Here is a 16,812-nt window from a genome sequence, read left to right as displayed (position 1 = left end):
TTCCCCCGAGGGGCGGGGCGGCGTGCTCGACTCCGGAGATGCGCGTCGCCGAACCCGTACCCGCCGTGCGATTCCGCGAACGGACCACGGCGTCGCCGTCATTCCACCGGAGTTACGCCTCACCTGGTACCGCGACCTCTCCGTGCGAGGCCGTTCGGGCTCAACCCGAGAAAGCGGGCCCGACGTACCGCGCCGACGGCCGGATGATCTTCGGATCCCGCGCCTGCTCGAGCACGTGCGCCGTCCACCCGATCGTGCGGGCGAGCGCGAAGGTCGGCGTGAACATCGCGGGCGGGATGCCGCACTGCTCCATCACCACGGCGGCGTAGAACTCGACGTTGGCGTGCAGGGGCCGTTCGGGCCGCCGCAGCGCGAGCTGCCGCTCGGCCTCCCGCTGGAACGCCAGAGCCTGCGCCACCCGCGGCCCGCCGAGTCGTTGCGCGACCTCGCGCAGCAGCTCGGAACGCGGGTCGACGGTGCGGTACACCGCGTGGCCGAAGCCCATCAGCCTCCGCCCCGCGGAGAGCTCGCCGGCGATCCACGCCCCGGGGTCGTCGCCCGCAGCGTCGAGGCTGTCGAGCGCGCGGGCGGGAGCACCCCCGTGCAGTGGACCCGACAGCGCGCCGAGCGCGCCGGAGAGACAGGATGCCATGTCGGCACCCGTCGAGGCGATGACCCGGGCCGTGAACGTGGAGGCGTTGAAACCATGGTCCATCGCCGCGATCAGGTAGGCCGACAGCGCGCGGACGTGGGCGTCGTCGGGCGCCACACCCGTGACCCGCTCGAGGTAGTCGGCCACGAGTCCTCGCCCCCTCGGCATCCGTTCCCCGTCGGGGTCATCGGCGTCGCGGACGTGCTCCGACGCGGCATCCCCTCCCCCGCGTGCGGCACCCGCGTGCTCGACGCGGTCGGCTCGGCGGGCGGGGGCGAGCGCCGCCGCACCCGGGGTCTCGACGCCATCGAAGCGGTGGGCGGGGGCGAGCGCGAGGGGCACCATCGCCGCGAAGGCGATCGCCTCGTCGAGCCGGCCGGCCTCGTCGAGGTCGTACAGGGCGGGCGAGCGACGTTCGGATGCCGCGAGCGTCCACACCGCGCGCAGGACCGCCAGCGGCTGGTCGCTGCGGGCCGTGACCGCGTCGATGACCTCGTCCAGTCGCGGATCCGCCTGCGCCGCACGAATCCGTTCCGTGAAGGCGCGCGTATCGCCCGCGAGCTCGCCCGTCACCAGCAGGTGCCACACGTCTTCGAAGCTCCGCGTGCGGGCCAGGGCCGTGGCCGAGTGTCCGCGGTAGTGGTAGAAGCCGGCGTCTCCGTCGACGTCGCTGATGGTCGTCTCCGCCGCCACGACGCCGTTCAAGCCGCGGGGCACATCGATCAGGTCGCTCATGCGCCCAGTGTGCGAACATGACCGCAAGAGCGTCAACGTTGATCGGATCAAGATGGCATCCCCCCTCCCCCGCCTCACCGCCGCCCAGGCCGCCGCGCGCCTCGGGGTCAAGCCCGAGACGCTCTACGCCTACGTGTCGCGCGGGCTCCTCCAGCGCGAGCGCGATGCGCACGGCTCGACGTTCGACGCGCTCGCGGTCGAGGCGTTCGCGGCGGGTCGGCGCCGCTCCGCGGTGGGGGCGCCGGCGCATCCCACCACCGGGTCGCCGCTCGGCGTCGTGCAGACCGACATCGCCGACATCGAGGACGACGAGCTGCTCTTCCGCGGCCGCCGCGCCCGCGACCTCATCGACCGGCCGTTCTCCGACGTCGTCGCGTGGCTGTGGGGTGCGGAGCGACTCGATGCCCCCGACCCCGCCATCGGCAGCGCGCGCGAGATGGTGGCGGCCCTCCCTCCGCACGCGGGCGCCATGGATCGCCTGCGCGCGGCGCTGACCGGCTTCGCCGCCGACGATCCGCTGCGGCACGACACGTCGCCGGCGACCCTGCACCGCATCGGGTGGACGCTGCTCACGGGCCTGCCCGTCGCCCTCGGCGGCGACCCGCACACCGACATCGCCCGTTCCCTCGTGAGCGGGTGGCGCGCACCGGCCTCGGTCGACACCGCCGTCAACGCCGCGCTCGTGCTGCTCATCGACCACGACCTCGCCGTGTCGACCTTCGCCGCGCGGGTGGCCGCGTCGGCGCGGGCCGACGGATACGCCGCCGTGAGCGCCGCCCTCGGCGCAGCCGATTCGCCCCTCCACATCTCCGCGGCGACGCGGACGGCCCGCCTGCTCGCGCGCGTTCGCCGAGGACTCGAGCCGGAACGGGCACTGGCCGAGGTGCTGCAGGACGGCAATGGCATCCCGGGCTTCGGTCACCCCCTCTATGCCGGCGTCGACGACCGCGCCGACGCCCTGTTCCCCCTGCTGGCGGCGCTCCCCGACGGCGGAGGGACGATGGATGCCGTGCGCCGCCTCGGCGAGACCGTCACCGCCCGGACGGGTCTGCAGCCCAACGTCGATCTCGCACTGGCCGCCCTGGTGTCGGGCGCGCGGCTGCCCGACGACGCGGCGAGCACGATCTTCGTCGTGGGGCGCCTCGCGGGCTGGATCGCGCACGTCGAGGCCGAGTACGCCGAGCCGGTGATGCGGCTGCGTCCGCGGGGTGAATACGTCGGGCGGTGAAGCCGGCTAGCCAGGTTGCTGGCTAGGGTGCCGCCGTGATGTACAACGTCCTGGAGGCGCTGAACGAACGACTCGCGATCGCATCGGGCGGGTTGGCGGTCGACGTGGTCTCGACGCCGGCATAGCGCACCACGATGAGCGTCGACGGGCACGCGGGCGGTCGGGCGCCTCGCGCGGGCCCCGAGACTCAGCGGTTCTCCCAGCCCTTCGCCATCTCCACCACCGCCGCGACCGCGGCTCGGGTGTCGTCGGGCGACCCCCCGGCGCGACCGACCACGAGCCCGGCCACGAAGGCGCTCAGAGGCGCTGCGGGACGCGCGACGCCGTTCGCCACGTCGCGCGCGAGGTCGAGGATCAGCGAGATGGGGATGTCGCCCTCGGTCAGACCGAAGCGTTCGGCGAGCGCCGAACTCCAGTCGTTGAGCGCCTCGGGCGGCAGGGTGCGGGATTCTGTCATGACTCCTCCTCGGGCCTTGGTGAGATCGTCCCACGTGTCGACGTCGTGCGTCAGGGCCGGATCGGCGGGGATCGTCACGATGTTCAGCCCGCCCAACAGCGCCCGCATCGAGGCATCGCGTCCCGCATCGGACAGAGCGGATGCCGCCGCCCGCAGCGCCGCGGTTCGGTACCGGCCGATCAGCCACTGGCGTCGTCCGTCGTCGAGACATGCGCCGTCGATCCCGCTCGCCAGCGCGTCGGGGAGGAGCGCCACCGCTGGTCCCGCGGTCGCCAGATCGCTCGCGACGACGAAGACGTCCTCGGCATCCACGGTGGGGAGGGCGGCGACGAGACCCGCGACCGGGCCACCGAAGGGCGGGTCCTCGCGCACCCAGGTCGCGTCGAGGCCGTCGTCGAGCACAGGCGCCGCGACGACGACGCGCCTCGCGCCCCGGGCGCGCACGGCGGCGACGGCGGCGGCGAGGAGCGTCGAGCCGTCCACCTCGAAGAGGGGCTTCACCGCGCCGCCCACGCGCGACCCGCGGCCGCCCGCGAGCACGATGGCGTCGACGCTCACCACAGCGCGACCGTCACGCCGTCACCGGCGGACACCGCGACGTCGCTGGGCGGGATGACGGCGAGGGCGTCGGCCTCGCCGAATCCCCGGGTGCCCCGCGGCGTGGGGGTGGCGAGCCAGCGCGCCGGATCGCGGCGATCGAGCACGACCGGCACGTACTGCACGTGCTCGGGGCGCGCGCGCCACGCCTCGGTGAGCGCGACGCGCACGTGGGCGCGACCGAGCTCGGCGTCGCCCTCGAGCGCGCGCAGGGCGGGGCGCACGAACAGCTCGAACGACACCGCGGCGCTCACCGGATTGCCGGGCAGACCGAACAGCAGGGTGCCCGCGCGGGTTCGTCCGAAGCCCTGCGGTTTGCCGGGCTGCATGCGCACGCGGTCGAAGCGCATGAGATCGCCGAGGGTGTTCTTCACGACCTCGTAGGCACCGGCGCTCACCCCGCCCGAGAACACGACGACGTCGGCACCGTCGGCCTCCGCCCTCTCGATGGCCCGGCGCGGCCCTTCGCCGTCGTCGCCGACACTCGTGCGGAGCACCACGTCGGCACCCGCCTCTTCGGCGAGCCCGGCGAGCAGGACGCTGTTCGACTCGGGGATCTGCCCGCGGAGGAGCGTCGCACCCGGGGCGACGAGCTCCGATCCGGTCGACACCACCGCGACGCGCGGGGCGCGCGAAACCGAGACGGTGCCCACACCGGATGCCGCGATCGCACCGATCCAGGCGGCGGTCAATCGCACGCCCGCCTCGGCGACGAGCCCACCGGCCCGCACGTCGGAACCGCGTCGTCGGATGTGCGCCCCGGGCGCGCGCGGCGCGGTCACGACGGTCACCGGTTCGAGGCCGCCGCCGAGGCCGTGGAGCGTGTCTTCGAAGGGTACGACCGCCGTCGCGTCGGTCGGCACGGGCGCCCCGGTCATGATGCGCGCGGCGTCGCCCGCGCCCAGCGCCGGATCCAGATCGATGCCCGCGGGCAGGTCGGCGACCACGCGGAGGACACCGGGCCGGGTGAGGTCGCGCACGGCGAAGCCGTCCATCGCCGACGCATCGAAGCCGGGTACGTCGACCGCGGCGTGCACGGACTGCCGCAGCACCCGTGCGCGCGCGGCCGCGATCTCGCGCGATTCCGGGGCGAGCGGCTCGACGGCCGTGAGCACCGCGGCGAGATGGTCGGCGACGCCGATCACGCGTCCGCCCGGGAGGGAAGGAGGGGCATGTGCCCAGCGTAGGCGTGCGCTCAGAGGTCGAAGCGGTGCGGGATCGCGTCATCGCCCGCGCGATACGGGCGGAATCCCATCGCCGCGTAGTACGCGAGGGCGGGCGCATTGCCGGCGCCGATCGTCGCATCGATGTGCCGGAGGCCCGCCGCGTGGGCCGCGGCCAGCGACCGGGCGAACAGGCTGCGCCCGATACCGCCGCGCCCCGCCTCGGGGTGGATGTGGGTTCCGATGATGCCCCAACCCACCTCGACGTCGTAAGGGTTGCCCGGCCACGCGCGTTTGAGGGATTGGAAGCCGATGACGACCCCGTCGCGCTCGGCGACCGTGCAGGCGATCTTGTGCGCGGCGTCGAAGTAGCGCTCCGTCACCAGGCCGGCGTCGACCGGCGCGGGGCGCAGACCCGCTCGATGGATCGCGTTCTGCACCTCGACCAGGGCGTCGACGTCGGCCAGGGCTGCGTCGCGGAACTCGATCATCCCGCCATCCTCGCACCGCAGCCCGACGTGGCGGCCGCTGCCGCGCGGCCCCGCGGCCGACGGTGGCGGCGCGGCCCCGCGGCGACGGTGGCGGGGGCGCGGCCCGGCGGTGCCGGGGGCGGGGGGAGGAGATATGGGGGAGGGAGGACGTGAGAGCGATCGAGCATCCTCCCCTCGCCGCATCCCCTCCGCTCGGCACCACCGTCGTCCCGGGAAGAGCCGCAACCCGGGGCCGGCGCGCGCAGCCGCGGCTAGCGTGGACGACATGGACGGCCTGACCTACGACGAGGTCGGCGCGACCGCCGGAGAGATGCCGCCGGGCTACCACCACGTGCGGGCGCAGCGCGTCATCGGGCACGGTCCCGCCGACTTCGCCCGTGCCGCCGACGCCCTGCTCGCGGGCGAGGCGCAGCGCCGCGCGGGCGCGCGGGTCGAGCTGTCGGAGACGCCGATGCGCGAGGGCACCCGCGTGACGATGCGGTTGGGGCTCGGCATCCTGAGTTTCCGGATCCCCTGCCTGGTCGTGTGGGCCGAGCGCAGCGAGACCTCGGCGGGGTTCGCCTACGGCACGCTGCGCGGACACCCCGAGCGGGGTGAGGAGCGCTTCACGCTGACCCTGCGCCCCTCGGGCGAGGTCGTCTTCGCGATCGCCGCCTTCTCGGCACCCGGACGCTGGTTCACCCGCGTCGGCGCCCCGCTCGGCCGCCTCGTGCAGGCCTGGATGACACGGCGGTACCTGCGCGCGCTCTGACGGGATGCCGGAGACCCCGCCGGACATGCCACGTCCGCGCCTTCTTGGCAATGCCCTGGACCACTTCTCACTGCTTCTCGAATCTGACGAAGCGCCTCTCGATGTAGAGACTGCGCGAGAGGAGATCATCATGAGCACCCGCATCCCCCGCATCCACGGCCGCAACCGGCTGTTCCGGTGACCCTCTCTCCCCCCTCTGACGTCGACGCCGACACCGCCGCCTCTTCGCGGAAGCGCCGCCGCCCTCCCCGCCAGAAGGTCAAATACAACCGCCGCGAAGCGATCGCGGGCTACCTGTTCATCTCGCCGTGGATCCTCGGTTTCCTCATCTTCACGGCGGGGGCGATGATCTACAGCCTCGTCATCTCGTTCTCGAGCTACAACCTCGCCACGGGCTCGGCGCGCCCGGTCGGGGCGACGAACTACGCGCAGCTGTTCGAGGATCCACGGGTCGCCGTGTCCCTCGGAAACACCCTCTTCTACGCGGTCATGGCCGTTCCGCTCGAGATCGCCTTCGCGCTGATCCTCGCTCTTCTGCTGAGCCGCGTCGGTCGAGGGGCGGGCATCTTCCGCACGCTGTACTACCTGCCCAAGATGACACCGGCCGTGGCGACCGCAGCCGTGTTCTTCCTGCTCCTCAACGGCAACTCGGGCGCGATCAATCAGGCGCTCGGCGCCATCGGCATCCAAGGTCCGCAGTGGCTCGTCGACCCCGCCTGGGTCAAGCCGAGCATCGTCATCATGGCGCTGTGGACCGTCAGCGGAACCATGGTGATCTTCCTCGCGGCGATAAAGAACGTCCCCGTCGACCTGTACGAGGTGGCGCAGATCGACGGAGCGGGACCCGTCCGACGCTTCTTCTCGATCACGCTGCCGATGATCTCCGGGGCGATGTTCTTCAACGTGATCGTGCTGACGATCGCGGCCTTCCAGGTGTTCGACCAGGCGTACCTGCTGTTCTGGCGCGATCAGAGCAACGCCTCCCCGGAAGCGTCCCTCTTCTACGCCATCTACCTGTTCCAACAGGCGTTCCGTCAGTTCAACTTCGGGTTCGCGGCGGCGATGGCGTGGTTGCTGTTCGTCATCATCCTTCTGATCACGGTCGTGCAGGTGCGACTCGGCAACCGCTTCGTCTACTACGAGGGGGACCGCTGATGGCCACAACCCTGCAGACGCCCGGGGTCGCGCAGGCGCGTCCCGAGCTGGTCGTCCCGCCGCGCAGGAGTTGGCGCCGGGCGCTCAGCCAGCCGAAGACCCTCGCCGGCCGCGTCATCCTGGCCGCGGTGCTCGTCCTGTTCGCCCTACTGTTCCTGTACCCCTTCGCGTGGCTGCTCGCGGCGAGCCTCAAGCCCCGCGGCGAGGTGTTCGACAACGCCCTGATTCCGAAGACCTTCACCCCCGGGAATTACGCCGAGGTGTGGAACCAATTGCCACTTCTCAGCTGGATGTTCAACAGCGTCTCGATCGCGCTGCTCGCGGCGACCACCGTCGCAGTGATGAGCTCGATCGTCGCGTTCGGCTTCGCGTACTTCCGTTTTCCGGGGCGCGGCCTGTTGTTCGGTCTGGTGCTCGCGACGATGATGCTTCCCGGCGCGGTGACGATGATTCCGATCTATCTCATCTGGAAGGAGACGGGGCTGCTCGGAACCTGGGTGCCCCTGTGGGGCATGAACCTCTTCGGCAGCGCCTTCTACATCTTCTTGCAGAGGCAGTTCTTCCTCGGCGTCCCGCGCGAACTGTTCGAAGCGGCGCGACTCGACGGGTGCAGCGCCTGGGGCCTGTTCTGGCGCATCGCGATGCCGCTCTCGATCCCCTCGTTCATCATCGTGTTCCTGTTCGAGTTCCAGGCGAGCTGGAACAACCTGCAGGCGGCGCTGATCTACCTGAACGCCGGCAGCGTCGACGAGTTCACCGCGCCCCTCGGCATCGCCTACGCGATGACGAAGTACAGCCCCAGTGCGGGCGGGCAGGGCGACTACCAGTACGTGATGGTCGCGTCGCTACTGGTAACCCTCCCGATGCTCATCATCTTCGCCTTCGGCCAGCGGTACTTCGTCGAGGGCGTCGCCACCCAGGGCCGTAAAGGCTGATCCCCCGTTCCGAAAGGACCTCACCATGCGTAAGCGCTCCCTCGCCGGTGCCGCCGCGGTCGCGGCATCCGCTCTCCTCCTGACCTCCTGCGGCGGCGGCGGCGCAGAGGAACAGGCCGCCGACGTCGACTTCTCCGCTGCGGCGACCGGCACCCTCGCCGCGTGGGGATTCGAGAACGCCGACGATGTGGGGCAGTCGCGCCTCGACTACGCCGCGGAGCAGCTCGCTGACGTCGACGTGACCCTGGATGCCACGGCCTTCGACGCCCAGAAGTTCACCACCCGCATCGCCAGCGGCGACGTGCCTGACGTCGTGCAGATGGATCGCCGCTATGTGACGACGTATGCCGCGCAGGGCCTGCTCATGCCCCTCGACGCATGCTTCGAGGCGAAGGGCGTGGACCCGGTTGAGCGCTGGTACCAGAACGTCGTCGACGACGTCACCTACGAGGACGCCGTCTACGCGGTTTCGCAGTTCTACCAGCCGCCGGCGATCCTTCTGAACATGAACGTGCTGAGCGAGGTCGGCGTTGCGCCCGAGGAATTCGACACGTCCGACATGGACGGCTTGATCGCCGCGATCGGCAAGATCTATCAGGCGTCGGGGAGCAACCCCACCCGCCTCGGACTCGACCCCGTCGCGACCGGGCAGGGCGGCCTGTGGGTGCTCGGAATGGGCGGCCGCCTGACGGATGCCGAGGGCAAGCCGACGCTCGACGACCCGGCTAACGCCGCGGGCATCGACGCGCTGAAGCGGATCACCGACGCGCAGGGCGGATACGCGGCGGTCAAGAGCTTCACCGACTCGTTCGACACCTTCGGCGACGCCAATCAATTCGTGCGGAACCAGGTCGGCGCGCAGGTTGCGAACCAGTGGTACCCGAACGTGCTCGGCGCGTATCGCGATCAGATCTCCCTGCAGGCGGTGCCCTTCCTCGACGCCGAGGGCCAACCCTTCTCGCTCGCTTCCGGCACCGCCTTCGTCATCCCCGCCGGCGCGAAGAACCCCGCCGCCGCCTGCGCGTGGATGACGGAACTCACCTCGACCGACGCGTGGATGGCCGCGGGTGCCGCGCGCGCTGCGACCATCGAGGGGAAGGGCGGGCTCAACACGGGTTTGTTCACCGGCTCGCCGGCGGCCGACGAGATGATCCGCGACCAGTTCGTGGTGCCGACCGGCGATGCCGGCTTCGATCAGGTGATCTCCACCTACTACGACGTCGTGGAGAGCGGGAAGTCGTTCGGCTCGTCGCCCGCCGGCCAGGACATCCAGAACGAGCTCAACAACGCCATCACCGCCGCCCTCCTCGGCGACAAGACGACGGAGCAGGCCCTGGCCGATGCGCAGCAGGCCGCGCAGCGCGCCTACGACAACGCCACCGCCGGCTGAGCGGGCCCGGGCGTGCCCCGATTCCCGCGGAAGCCCTGGAGCGGATGTCGCGGCACGCACCGGTGTCGATGACGCGACTCGTACCGTCATCTCGCGGTGACGGGTGCAACGAAAGGGCGCCCCGCCGAAGCGGAGGCGCCCTTTCGTGCATGGCGGGTCAGGGGCGAGGGCGATCGTCCTCGACGACCGACTGCACGCTGTCGACCGCCGGCGTCTTGTCGTCGGTGCGCACCTCGTCGGCGGCGATCGCGATGTCGACCGCGGCGTCTTCGAGGGCCTCGGCGACGACATCACGCACGTCCCCGCGGTCGTCGGCGTCCGCATCCGCGGCGCGAGGCGAGGGCTCGAGGCCATCCGTCACACGGTCGGCTGCGGCGATGTCCGCCTCCGCATCGGCCGCGGCGACACGCTCCCGAGCGGCTCGAACCGTCTCGTCGACGGCGGCCGCGGCACCCGCCGCGACGTCCCTCGTCTTGGACAGGGCCACGTCGACAGTCTCCGACGCGCTGGCAGCGAGATCCTTCGACCGTGCCACCGCATCGTCGACCGCGGCCGAGGCGCCGGCTGCGACGTCCTTCGACTTCGCCTTCAGGTCGTCGACGGCCACCGAAGCGCGGGCCACCGCGGCATCCGCCTTCTCCTTCGCGTCGTCCGCGGCGTCTCGAGCGCGCGCCGCCACGGCATCCGCGCGCTCCTCCGCCTCATCGACGATGTCGCGGTCGAACGGGCCGAACACACCGGTCACCACGACGTTCACGTCGATGCTGCCGCGGCCGAGGGGCGTGAGGGCCGTGCGGACCGCGCTGCGCACGGCGTCGGACACCTCGTGCAGCTTGTGCGGGTAGTCGACGACGAGCGAGATCGTCGCGGTGACCGAGCCGACGCGGTCGGTGTCGATCTTCACGCCGGGGACGACGCTGGCAAGGCCGACGCGCTCGCGCACGGCGTCGGATGCCCGGCCCAGCAGGCTGCCGAGCGCGTGTACGCCCGGAACGGCACTCGCGGCCGACGCGGCGCGGGTCGCCGCGTCGTCCAGAGCGGGAAGGTCGGTGGTGGTCATGACGTCTCCTCGTGGGGTGTCAGTGCACGCGGGTGTTGTCGCGCGCGAGTTTGGCGCGGAGCCCGGTGTGGATGGAGATGTAGGCGCGCAGGTTCTGGCCGGTGAGGGCGGCGAGGTTGGTGACGAGGGTGTCGATGTGGTCGGCGACCTGGCGGGGTGAGGTGTTCTGCCTGGGGGTGACGGCGACGTGCAGCACCGATTCTTTGCCGACTTCTCCGGCGGTGACGCGGGAGGAGAGGATTTCGTCGCGGTCGGCGAGGGCGTTCTTCAGCGCTTCGGAGGCGAAGGAGTCGGTGACGGTGATGCGGCCTTCGTCGGTGGCGCTGCCGGTGGATTGCAGGGGGGCGTGGCGGCGGCCGCGGACGGCGGAGGCGGCGATGACGATGAGGATGATCGCGAGGACCACGATCACCGCGACGGCGCCCCACCCGGCGGACTCTCGGCCGAGCGACTGCAGCCAGCCTTGGAAGCCGCCCATGACGGTGGTCCAGGTGTCGGTTCCGCCGGAGACGAGCCCGACGAGCAGGGCGAGGGCGCCCAGGGCGAGCAGCGCGACGGCGACGAGGAACAGGACGAAGCGGTTCAGACCGCGTCGTGTGGCGTTCATCGGGACTCCTTGGTGTCGGGACGCTCCACGCGCAGGCGGGTGCGGACGGTGGGGGTGAGCTTGTAGGAGGCGATCTCCTCCTCGACGCTGCGGCGCAGCTGCGCCTCATCGACGGGGATGCCGACCGCCGGGCGCACGGTCACATCGACGGTGCGGTGGGCGACGCCGACGACGATGTCGTCGCGGGCGATGCCGGAGTCGTTGCTGAGGTGCTGGGCGACGGCGGATGCCACCACGCCGTTGTCGACGACGACGGCCCGCTCGCCCCACGACATCTCGTGACGGGCCAGTCGACCGGGCCCCAGCGCGAGGATCAGCACGACCAACCCGACCAGCGCCAGCACGACGCCGCCGACGATGAACGCGACGGGCATCAGCGCGGTCGGAGCCGCCACCACGGCGGCGAGGGCTGCGCCGGGGGCGACGAGCAGCGGCGGGGCGCCGACGAGGTTGAGGATGATCTCGACCGCGGCGTAGGCCAGGACGAGCAGCAGCAGCACGACCACGACGAGCATGGCCGCGGTGCGCGGCGAATGGGTCTCACGGCGCACGACGTTACGCAGCACGGAGTCGCTCATCACAGCACTCGCTTTCGCTGGGGGGCGCTGGCGCCCGAGATGGTCAGGTCCACGCGCGAGATCTCCCGACCGAACAACCGGGCCAACCGCGAACGCAACTCACCCTGGGCCGCACGAGCGGCCTCGAGCACGGGGGTTGCGCGGCGCACGGCGTCGGTGTCGTCGAGACGCGGGACGGGGAAGGGCGAGGTGACGCGGACCACGGCGGTGTCGCGGGCCGAGACGATCTCGACGTGGACGTTCTTGGCATCCACGCCGATGATGTCGGCGGCGGCGCGTTCGGCCGTCTTCTGCAGCACGCGGTCCGCGATGTTCACGCGGCCGGCGGGGAGGCCGGGGCCGGCAACCGTGCGGTTGCCGACCCCGGGGGAAGCGGTGACGGTGGTCACGATGTGCTCCGACCCTTGAAGGCGTTGACGATGTTGCCGAAGTCGAGTTCACCCGCCGTGACGCGGGCGACGACGACGCCGATCGCCATGAAGAGGACGACGAGGATGAATCCCCAGAATCCGAAGATCAGGGCACTGAGGGCCAGGACGAGCCCGACCAGGGCGCCCTTCGTCGTGGCGGTCACTGGACGCGCTTTTCGTTGCTGTCGTCGTCGTTGTTGTCGTCGCCCGGGATGTGGACGTCGTTCACATCGACGTTGACCTCGACGACCTCGAGGCCCACGAGACGGTTGATGGCACCGGCGACACGGCCGCGAACCTGGTCGGCGACCTCCTGGATGGGGGCGCCGTACTCGACGACGATGGTGATGTCGGCGGCGGCCTGGGTCTCCCCGACCTCGACCTTGACGCCCTGCGTCAGGTCGGTGGCGTTGATCGCGTCACGGATGGCACCGAGCGCACGGGCTCCGCCGCCACCCAGCGCGTACACACCGGCGACCTCGCGAGCGGCGATACCGGCGACCTTGGCGACGACGCCCTCGGCGATCGTCGTCTTGCCGTCGGTGTGGGCGTCCTGACCGCGGGCGTTCAGGGGGCGGTTCACCCGCGACGCCGCCTGCGTGACGCCCTGCGCGGCGGGGGTGGTAGAGACGTTCTCAGCCATGTCGGTGCCTTTCGGAGTTTGTGACCCGGAAGCTCCGGGGCAGGTGTTTCGACCTACATGACTAAGACGTACCGACTCGGGTGAACGTCACGTCGGTCTTGAAAAAATCTTGCGAGATCTGTATGCGAACGAATAGGGCGACCGCACACGCCTCCTCCCCCACCCCCGGGCGTACGCTCGAACCATGTCGTCCTCCCCCTCCGTGCACCGCCGCTGACATGGGCCGCCTCACCACCTCGCGGCGGGTCACGCGCATCACCCTCGACGGCGTGAACCGCCAGCGACCGGATGCCATCGCCGTGGAGGAACCCCTCGAGATCCGTGTCGCGGGTTCGCCGCTGTCGGTGACCATGCGCACCCCCGGTCACGACGTGGAGGTGGCTGCAGGCTTCCTCGTGTCGGAGGGCGTGCTGAGCCGAGGTGACCAGTTCGCCCGCGCGATCCACTGCGGGGGCCCCGGCACGGGCGGCGCCGACGGCAACACGTACAACGTGCTGGACGTCACGCTCGCACCGGGGGTCGCCCTCCCCTCCACCGACATCACCCGGTCGTTCTACACGACGAGTTCGTGCGGCGTGTGCGGCACGGCATCCATCGACGCCGTGGAGAAGGTGTCGTCGTACGACGTGGCATCCGACGGCATCCGGGTGTCGGCGCACGACATCGCGTCCTTCCCCGATCGGCTCCGCGAACAGCAGAAGACCTTCGACAAGACCGGCGGGCTGCACGGCGCCGCCCTCTTCGACGTCGCGACCGGGGAGCTGCTGGTCGCCCGCGAGGACGTGGGTCGCCACAACGCCGTCGACAAGGTGGTCGGGTGGGCGCTGTTGAACGACCGACTCCCGCTGCGGGGGACCGTGCTGCAGGTCTCGGGCCGCGTGAGCTTCGAGCTCGTGCAGAAGGCCGTGATGGCCGGCATCCCGGTGCTGTCCGCGGTGTCGGCGCCGTCGTCGCTGGCGATCGAGCTCGCGGAGCGGGCGGGCCTGACGTTGGCCGCCTTCGTGCGCGGTTCGAGCATGAACCTCTACACACGGGCGGATCGCATCACCGCGCCGTCCACAACCCCCGCGGAGCACGAGACCGCGAGCGTACGCTGACGACCGGATGCCACGAGCCCGGCGCCATGACCACCGGAGGGTCGACATGGGTGAGTCCTTTGGACTGATGACCGAGAAGCCACGTCAGGGCGGCCTCGGGCCGCAGGTCGACGGGGACTGGTCGAGCACGGGGGCCTACGAGCATCCCGCCGCCGGGTGGGGCGCCGCCATGACCGTGGGGAAGGTGCTGCTCGAACAGCGCCAACCCGTCGCCGGCACCAAGGCGATGTTCACGATGAACCACCCCAAGAGCGGGTTCGACTGCCCCGGGTGCGCGTGGCCCGACGACAAGGGCGTCGCCCTCGACATCTGCGAGAACGGCATCAAGCACGTCACGTGGGAGATGACGCACAAGCGAGTCGGCAAGGAGTTCTTCGCCGAGCACTCGGTGACGGAGCTGTCGCAGTGGAGCGACTTCGAGCTCGAAGACGCCGGACGCCTCGTCGGCCCGATGGCGTACGACGCCGAGACCGACCACTACGTGCCGATCTCGTGGAACGACGCGTTCCGCATGATCGCGCGCCACCTGACGGCTCTCGATTCGCCCGATCAGGCGGCGTTCTACACCTCCGGCCGCCTCAGCAACGAGGCGTCGTTCCTGTACCAGCTGTTCGCCCGCGAGCTCGGCACGAACAACCTCCCCGACTGCTCGAACATGTGCCACGAGGGCTCGGGCCGCGGGCTGACGGCATCCCTCGCCACGGGCAAGGGCACCGCCGACCTCGAGGACTGGGAGTCGTGCGACGCGCTGTTCGTGCTGGGCGTGAACGCCGCGTCGAACGCCCCGCGCATGCTCACGAGCCTCGCCGAGGCCATCGATCGCGGCGCACAGGTCGTGCACGTCAATCCGCTGCGCGAGGTGGCGGGCACCCGCACGATCGTGCCGCACGAGATCCTCGACATGGCGACGTTCAACAGCACCCCGACCAGCACGATGAACCTGCAGGTGCGCCCGGGTGGCGACCTCGCACTGGTGCGCGGTATGGCGAAGGTCGTCTTCGAGGCGTCGGAGACCGACCCGACCGCCCTCGATCGCGCGTTCCTCGACGAGTACACGACGGGGCTGGATGAGTACCGCACCCTGGTCGAGGCCACCCCGTGGCCGAAGCTGGTCGAGCAGGCCGGTCTCACCGAGGCCGAGATCCGCGGGGCTGCAGCCGTCTACCTCGCGTCGGAGCGGTGCGTCATCAGCTGGTGCCTCGGCGTCAGCCAGCACCAGCACGGTGTCGACACCGTGCGCGAGATCGTCAACCTGCTGCTGCTGCGCGGCAACGTGGGGCGGAAGGGCACCGGTCCCTCGCCCGTCCGCGGCCACAGCAACGTGCAGGGCAACCGCACGTGCGGCATCAACCACAAGCCCACCGAGAGCTGGCTCGCCAAGCTCGACGAGGTCTGCGGCATCACCTCGCCCCGCGAGCCCGGACTCGACACCGTGCACACGGTGGCGGCGTTGCACCGCGGAGATCTCAAGGTCTTCCTCGGCATGGGCGGCAACTTCGTGCGCGCCGCTCCCGACACGACGCTGACCGCCGAGGGCATGGGCCGCTGCGAGCTCACCGCCCACGTCAGCACCAAGCTCAACCGCAGCCACCTCACCCACGGGAAAGAGGCGTTGATCCTCCCGTGCCTCGGGCGCACCGAACGCGACGTGCAAGAGGCCGGGCCGCAGTCGATCTCGACCGAGGATGCGATGAGCTCGGTCATGCTGTCGCTCGGCTCGCGGCGCCCGGCATCGCCCCACCTGCTCAGCGAGCCCGAGATCATCGCCCGCCTCGCCCGCGCGACGATGCCCGAATCGGCTACGCCGTGGGAGTGGTACGTCGGCGACTACGACCGCATCCGCGACACCATGGCGAAGGTCCTTCCCGGCTTCGAGGGCTTCAACGAGCTCGTGCGTCAGCACTACGGATTCCGCGTCCCGCAGCCCGCCCGCGAGCGCGACTTCCAGACGCCGTCCGGCAGAGCGGAGTTCTCGGATGCCGAGCTGCCGAACGTCATCCCCGAAGAGGCCGACGTGCTGGTGCTGCAGACCATGCGCTCCCACGACCAGTGGAACACCACGATCTACTCGGCCGACGACCGCTACCGGGGCGTGCGCAACATCCGCGAGCTGGTGTTCATGAACCGGCGCGACATGAAGGAGCGCGGCATCGCCGAGGGCGACCTGGTCGACATCGTCGCCACCTCGCGCGACGGCTCCGTGCGCCGTGTCACCGCGTTCCGCGCCCTCGAGTACGACACCCCGCGCGGCAGTGCGGCCGGGTACTTCCCCGAGTTGAACGTGCTGCTCGGACCGGACGACTACAGCCGCCAGAGCGACCAGCCGCTGATGAAGGACATCCGGGTGCGTATCGCGAAGACCGCCTGACCCGCCGCGATCGGTGCTCGCCGCGGCGGGCGTCGCGGTGGTGGGCGCGGGCGGTTGCGAGCCGGCGGTGGCGCGTGCATGCCGGTACGCCCGCGGCCTGGCGCCGGCCGGGGCGGGCGGGCACGCGGCGGCGCGGGGCGTGAGTGGCGGTGCGCGGGGCGTCAACGCCGGTGCGCGGCGCGTGCGAGCCGGTGCGCCCGCGGGCTGGCGTCGGCCGGTTCGCGCCGGTGCGCGCGACGCGACCCTCGCAGAAACGGCTGATCCTCGCAGTATCCAGCCGCGAATCTGCGGGCTTCGCGCGATCCTGCGATCTCGCGAGACCGGTCCGCCCACCCCACCGACGCACTCCCCTCCGCGCAGACGGCCCGGGCGCGGCCGGCCACGGCGTCGCCGCACCGGCCGGCCACGGCGTCGCCGCACTGGCCCGCGGCGCCGGCGGGACGCTACGGTGATCCCGAGCAGAGGCCCGCGACGCGCGCACCCCGCCGCCGCGGC

17 protein-coding genes are annotated in these 16,812 nt (G+C 71.3%); 7 read left to right on the top strand and 10 right to left on the bottom strand.

What is annotated here, in order from left to right:
* Positions 1-160: 160 nt before the first annotated feature.
* A complete protein-coding gene (locus QRO03_RS06905; protein ID WP_285136779.1) occupies positions 161-1,387 on the bottom strand; it encodes a citrate/2-methylcitrate synthase in 1,227 nt (408 codons plus the stop codon).
* Positions 1,388-1,439: 52 nt separating this feature from the next.
* Here QRO03_RS06905 and QRO03_RS06900 point away from each other — a divergent pair, with 52 nt between their 5' ends.
* Positions 1,440-2,615: a citrate synthase gene (locus tag QRO03_RS06900; RefSeq protein ID WP_285136778.1), complete on the top strand. Its 1,176-nt coding sequence runs from the start codon at positions 1,440-1,442 to the stop codon at positions 2,613-2,615.
* Between the two features lie 187 nt (positions 2,616-2,802).
* Here QRO03_RS06900 and QRO03_RS06895 read toward each other — a convergent pair whose 3' ends face one another.
* From QRO03_RS06895 to QRO03_RS06885, 3 genes are read right to left on the bottom strand one after another with little or no spacing between them, the layout of a single operon-like run.
* The gene (locus tag QRO03_RS06895) at positions 2,803-3,633 is read right to left on the bottom strand and encodes a DUF6457 domain-containing protein (protein ID WP_285136777.1); all 831 of its coding nucleotides are present in this window, start codon (positions 3,631-3,633) and stop codon (positions 2,803-2,805) included.
* On the bottom strand, positions 3,627-4,814 hold the full coding sequence (locus QRO03_RS06890) for a molybdopterin molybdotransferase MoeA (RefSeq protein WP_285136776.1): 1,188 nt from the start codon (positions 4,812-4,814) through the stop codon (positions 3,627-3,629). The genes QRO03_RS06895 and QRO03_RS06890 overlap by 7 nt, the downstream gene beginning before the upstream one ends.
* Before the next feature lie 50 nt (positions 4,815-4,864).
* Positions 4,865-5,323: a GNAT family N-acetyltransferase gene (locus QRO03_RS06885; protein ID WP_285136775.1), complete on the bottom strand. Its 459-nt coding sequence runs from the start codon at positions 5,321-5,323 to the stop codon at positions 4,865-4,867.
* 265 nt (positions 5,324-5,588) lie between these two features.
* Between QRO03_RS06885 and QRO03_RS06880 the strand changes: the two genes are divergently transcribed.
* The 4 genes from QRO03_RS06880 (at position 5,589) to QRO03_RS06865 (ending at position 9,554) form a co-directional block, all read left to right on the top strand.
* Positions 5,589-6,074 carry a DUF1990 domain-containing protein gene (locus QRO03_RS06880; protein WP_285136774.1) on the top strand — a complete coding sequence of 162 codons (486 nt, stop codon included), beginning with the start codon at positions 5,589-5,591 and terminating at the stop codon, positions 6,072-6,074.
* A gap of 282 nt (positions 6,075-6,356) precedes the next feature.
* Positions 6,357-7,229, top strand: a complete 873-nt coding sequence (locus QRO03_RS06875) for a carbohydrate ABC transporter permease (protein ID WP_285136915.1) — start codon at positions 6,357-6,359, stop codon at positions 7,227-7,229.
* Complete coding sequence (locus tag QRO03_RS06870) at positions 7,229-8,164, top strand: carbohydrate ABC transporter permease (RefSeq protein WP_285136773.1); 936 nt, start codon at positions 7,229-7,231, stop codon at positions 8,162-8,164. Before QRO03_RS06875 ends, QRO03_RS06870 begins: the two co-directional genes overlap by 1 nt.
* Positions 8,165-8,189: 25 nt before the next feature.
* Positions 8,190-9,554: an ABC transporter substrate-binding protein gene (locus tag QRO03_RS06865; protein ID WP_285136772.1), complete on the top strand. Its 1,365-nt coding sequence runs from the start codon at positions 8,190-8,192 to the stop codon at positions 9,552-9,554.
* 157 nt (positions 9,555-9,711) lie between these two features.
* Here QRO03_RS06865 and QRO03_RS06860 read toward each other — a convergent pair whose 3' ends face one another.
* From QRO03_RS06860 to QRO03_RS06835, 6 genes are read right to left on the bottom strand one after another with little or no spacing between them, the layout of a single operon-like run.
* Positions 9,712-10,614 carry an Asp23/Gls24 family envelope stress response protein gene (locus QRO03_RS06860; RefSeq protein WP_285136771.1) on the bottom strand — a complete coding sequence of 301 codons (903 nt, stop codon included), beginning with the start codon at positions 10,612-10,614 and terminating at the stop codon, positions 9,712-9,714.
* A gap of 19 nt (positions 10,615-10,633) precedes the next feature.
* Positions 10,634-11,221, bottom strand: coding sequence for a hypothetical protein (locus QRO03_RS06855; RefSeq protein WP_285136770.1), 588 nt, complete (start codon positions 11,219-11,221; stop codon positions 10,634-10,636).
* Positions 11,218-11,799: a DNA/RNA endonuclease G gene (locus tag QRO03_RS06850; protein WP_285136769.1), complete on the bottom strand. Its 582-nt coding sequence runs from the start codon at positions 11,797-11,799 to the stop codon at positions 11,218-11,220. Before QRO03_RS06850 ends, QRO03_RS06855 begins: the two co-directional genes overlap by 4 nt.
* A complete protein-coding gene (locus tag QRO03_RS06845) occupies positions 11,799-12,188 on the bottom strand; it encodes an Asp23/Gls24 family envelope stress response protein (RefSeq protein ID WP_285136768.1) in 390 nt (129 codons plus the stop codon). The genes QRO03_RS06850 and QRO03_RS06845 overlap by 1 nt, the downstream gene beginning before the upstream one ends.
* The gene (locus tag QRO03_RS06840; RefSeq protein WP_183418883.1) at positions 12,185-12,373 is read right to left on the bottom strand and encodes a DUF2273 domain-containing protein; all 189 of its coding nucleotides are present in this window, start codon (positions 12,371-12,373) and stop codon (positions 12,185-12,187) included. The genes QRO03_RS06845 and QRO03_RS06840 overlap by 4 nt, the downstream gene beginning before the upstream one ends.
* Positions 12,370-12,852, bottom strand: coding sequence for an Asp23/Gls24 family envelope stress response protein (locus QRO03_RS06835; protein WP_285136767.1), 483 nt, complete (start codon positions 12,850-12,852; stop codon positions 12,370-12,372). The genes QRO03_RS06840 and QRO03_RS06835 overlap by 4 nt, the downstream gene beginning before the upstream one ends.
* A 218-nt stretch (positions 12,853-13,070) precedes the next feature.
* On the opposite strand from QRO03_RS06835, the gene fdhD reads away from it, so the two are divergent.
* Positions 13,071-13,949, top strand: coding sequence for a formate dehydrogenase accessory sulfurtransferase FdhD (gene fdhD, locus QRO03_RS06830; RefSeq protein WP_285136766.1), 879 nt, complete (start codon positions 13,071-13,073; stop codon positions 13,947-13,949).
* Positions 13,950-14,016: 67 nt separating this feature from the next.
* Positions 14,017-16,317, top strand: coding sequence for an FdhF/YdeP family oxidoreductase (locus QRO03_RS06825; RefSeq protein ID WP_285136765.1), 2,301 nt, complete (start codon positions 14,017-14,019; stop codon positions 16,315-16,317).
* The last annotated feature ends 495 nt before the right edge of the window (positions 16,318-16,812 follow it).

Source organism: Microbacterium sp. lyk4-40-TSB-66, from assembly GCF_030209475.1.
Classification (GTDB): Bacteria; Actinomycetota; Actinomycetes; order Actinomycetales; family Microbacteriaceae; genus Microbacterium.
Note: the sequence above shows the minus strand (reverse complement) of the source record. Positions and strands in the feature narration are given on the sequence as shown.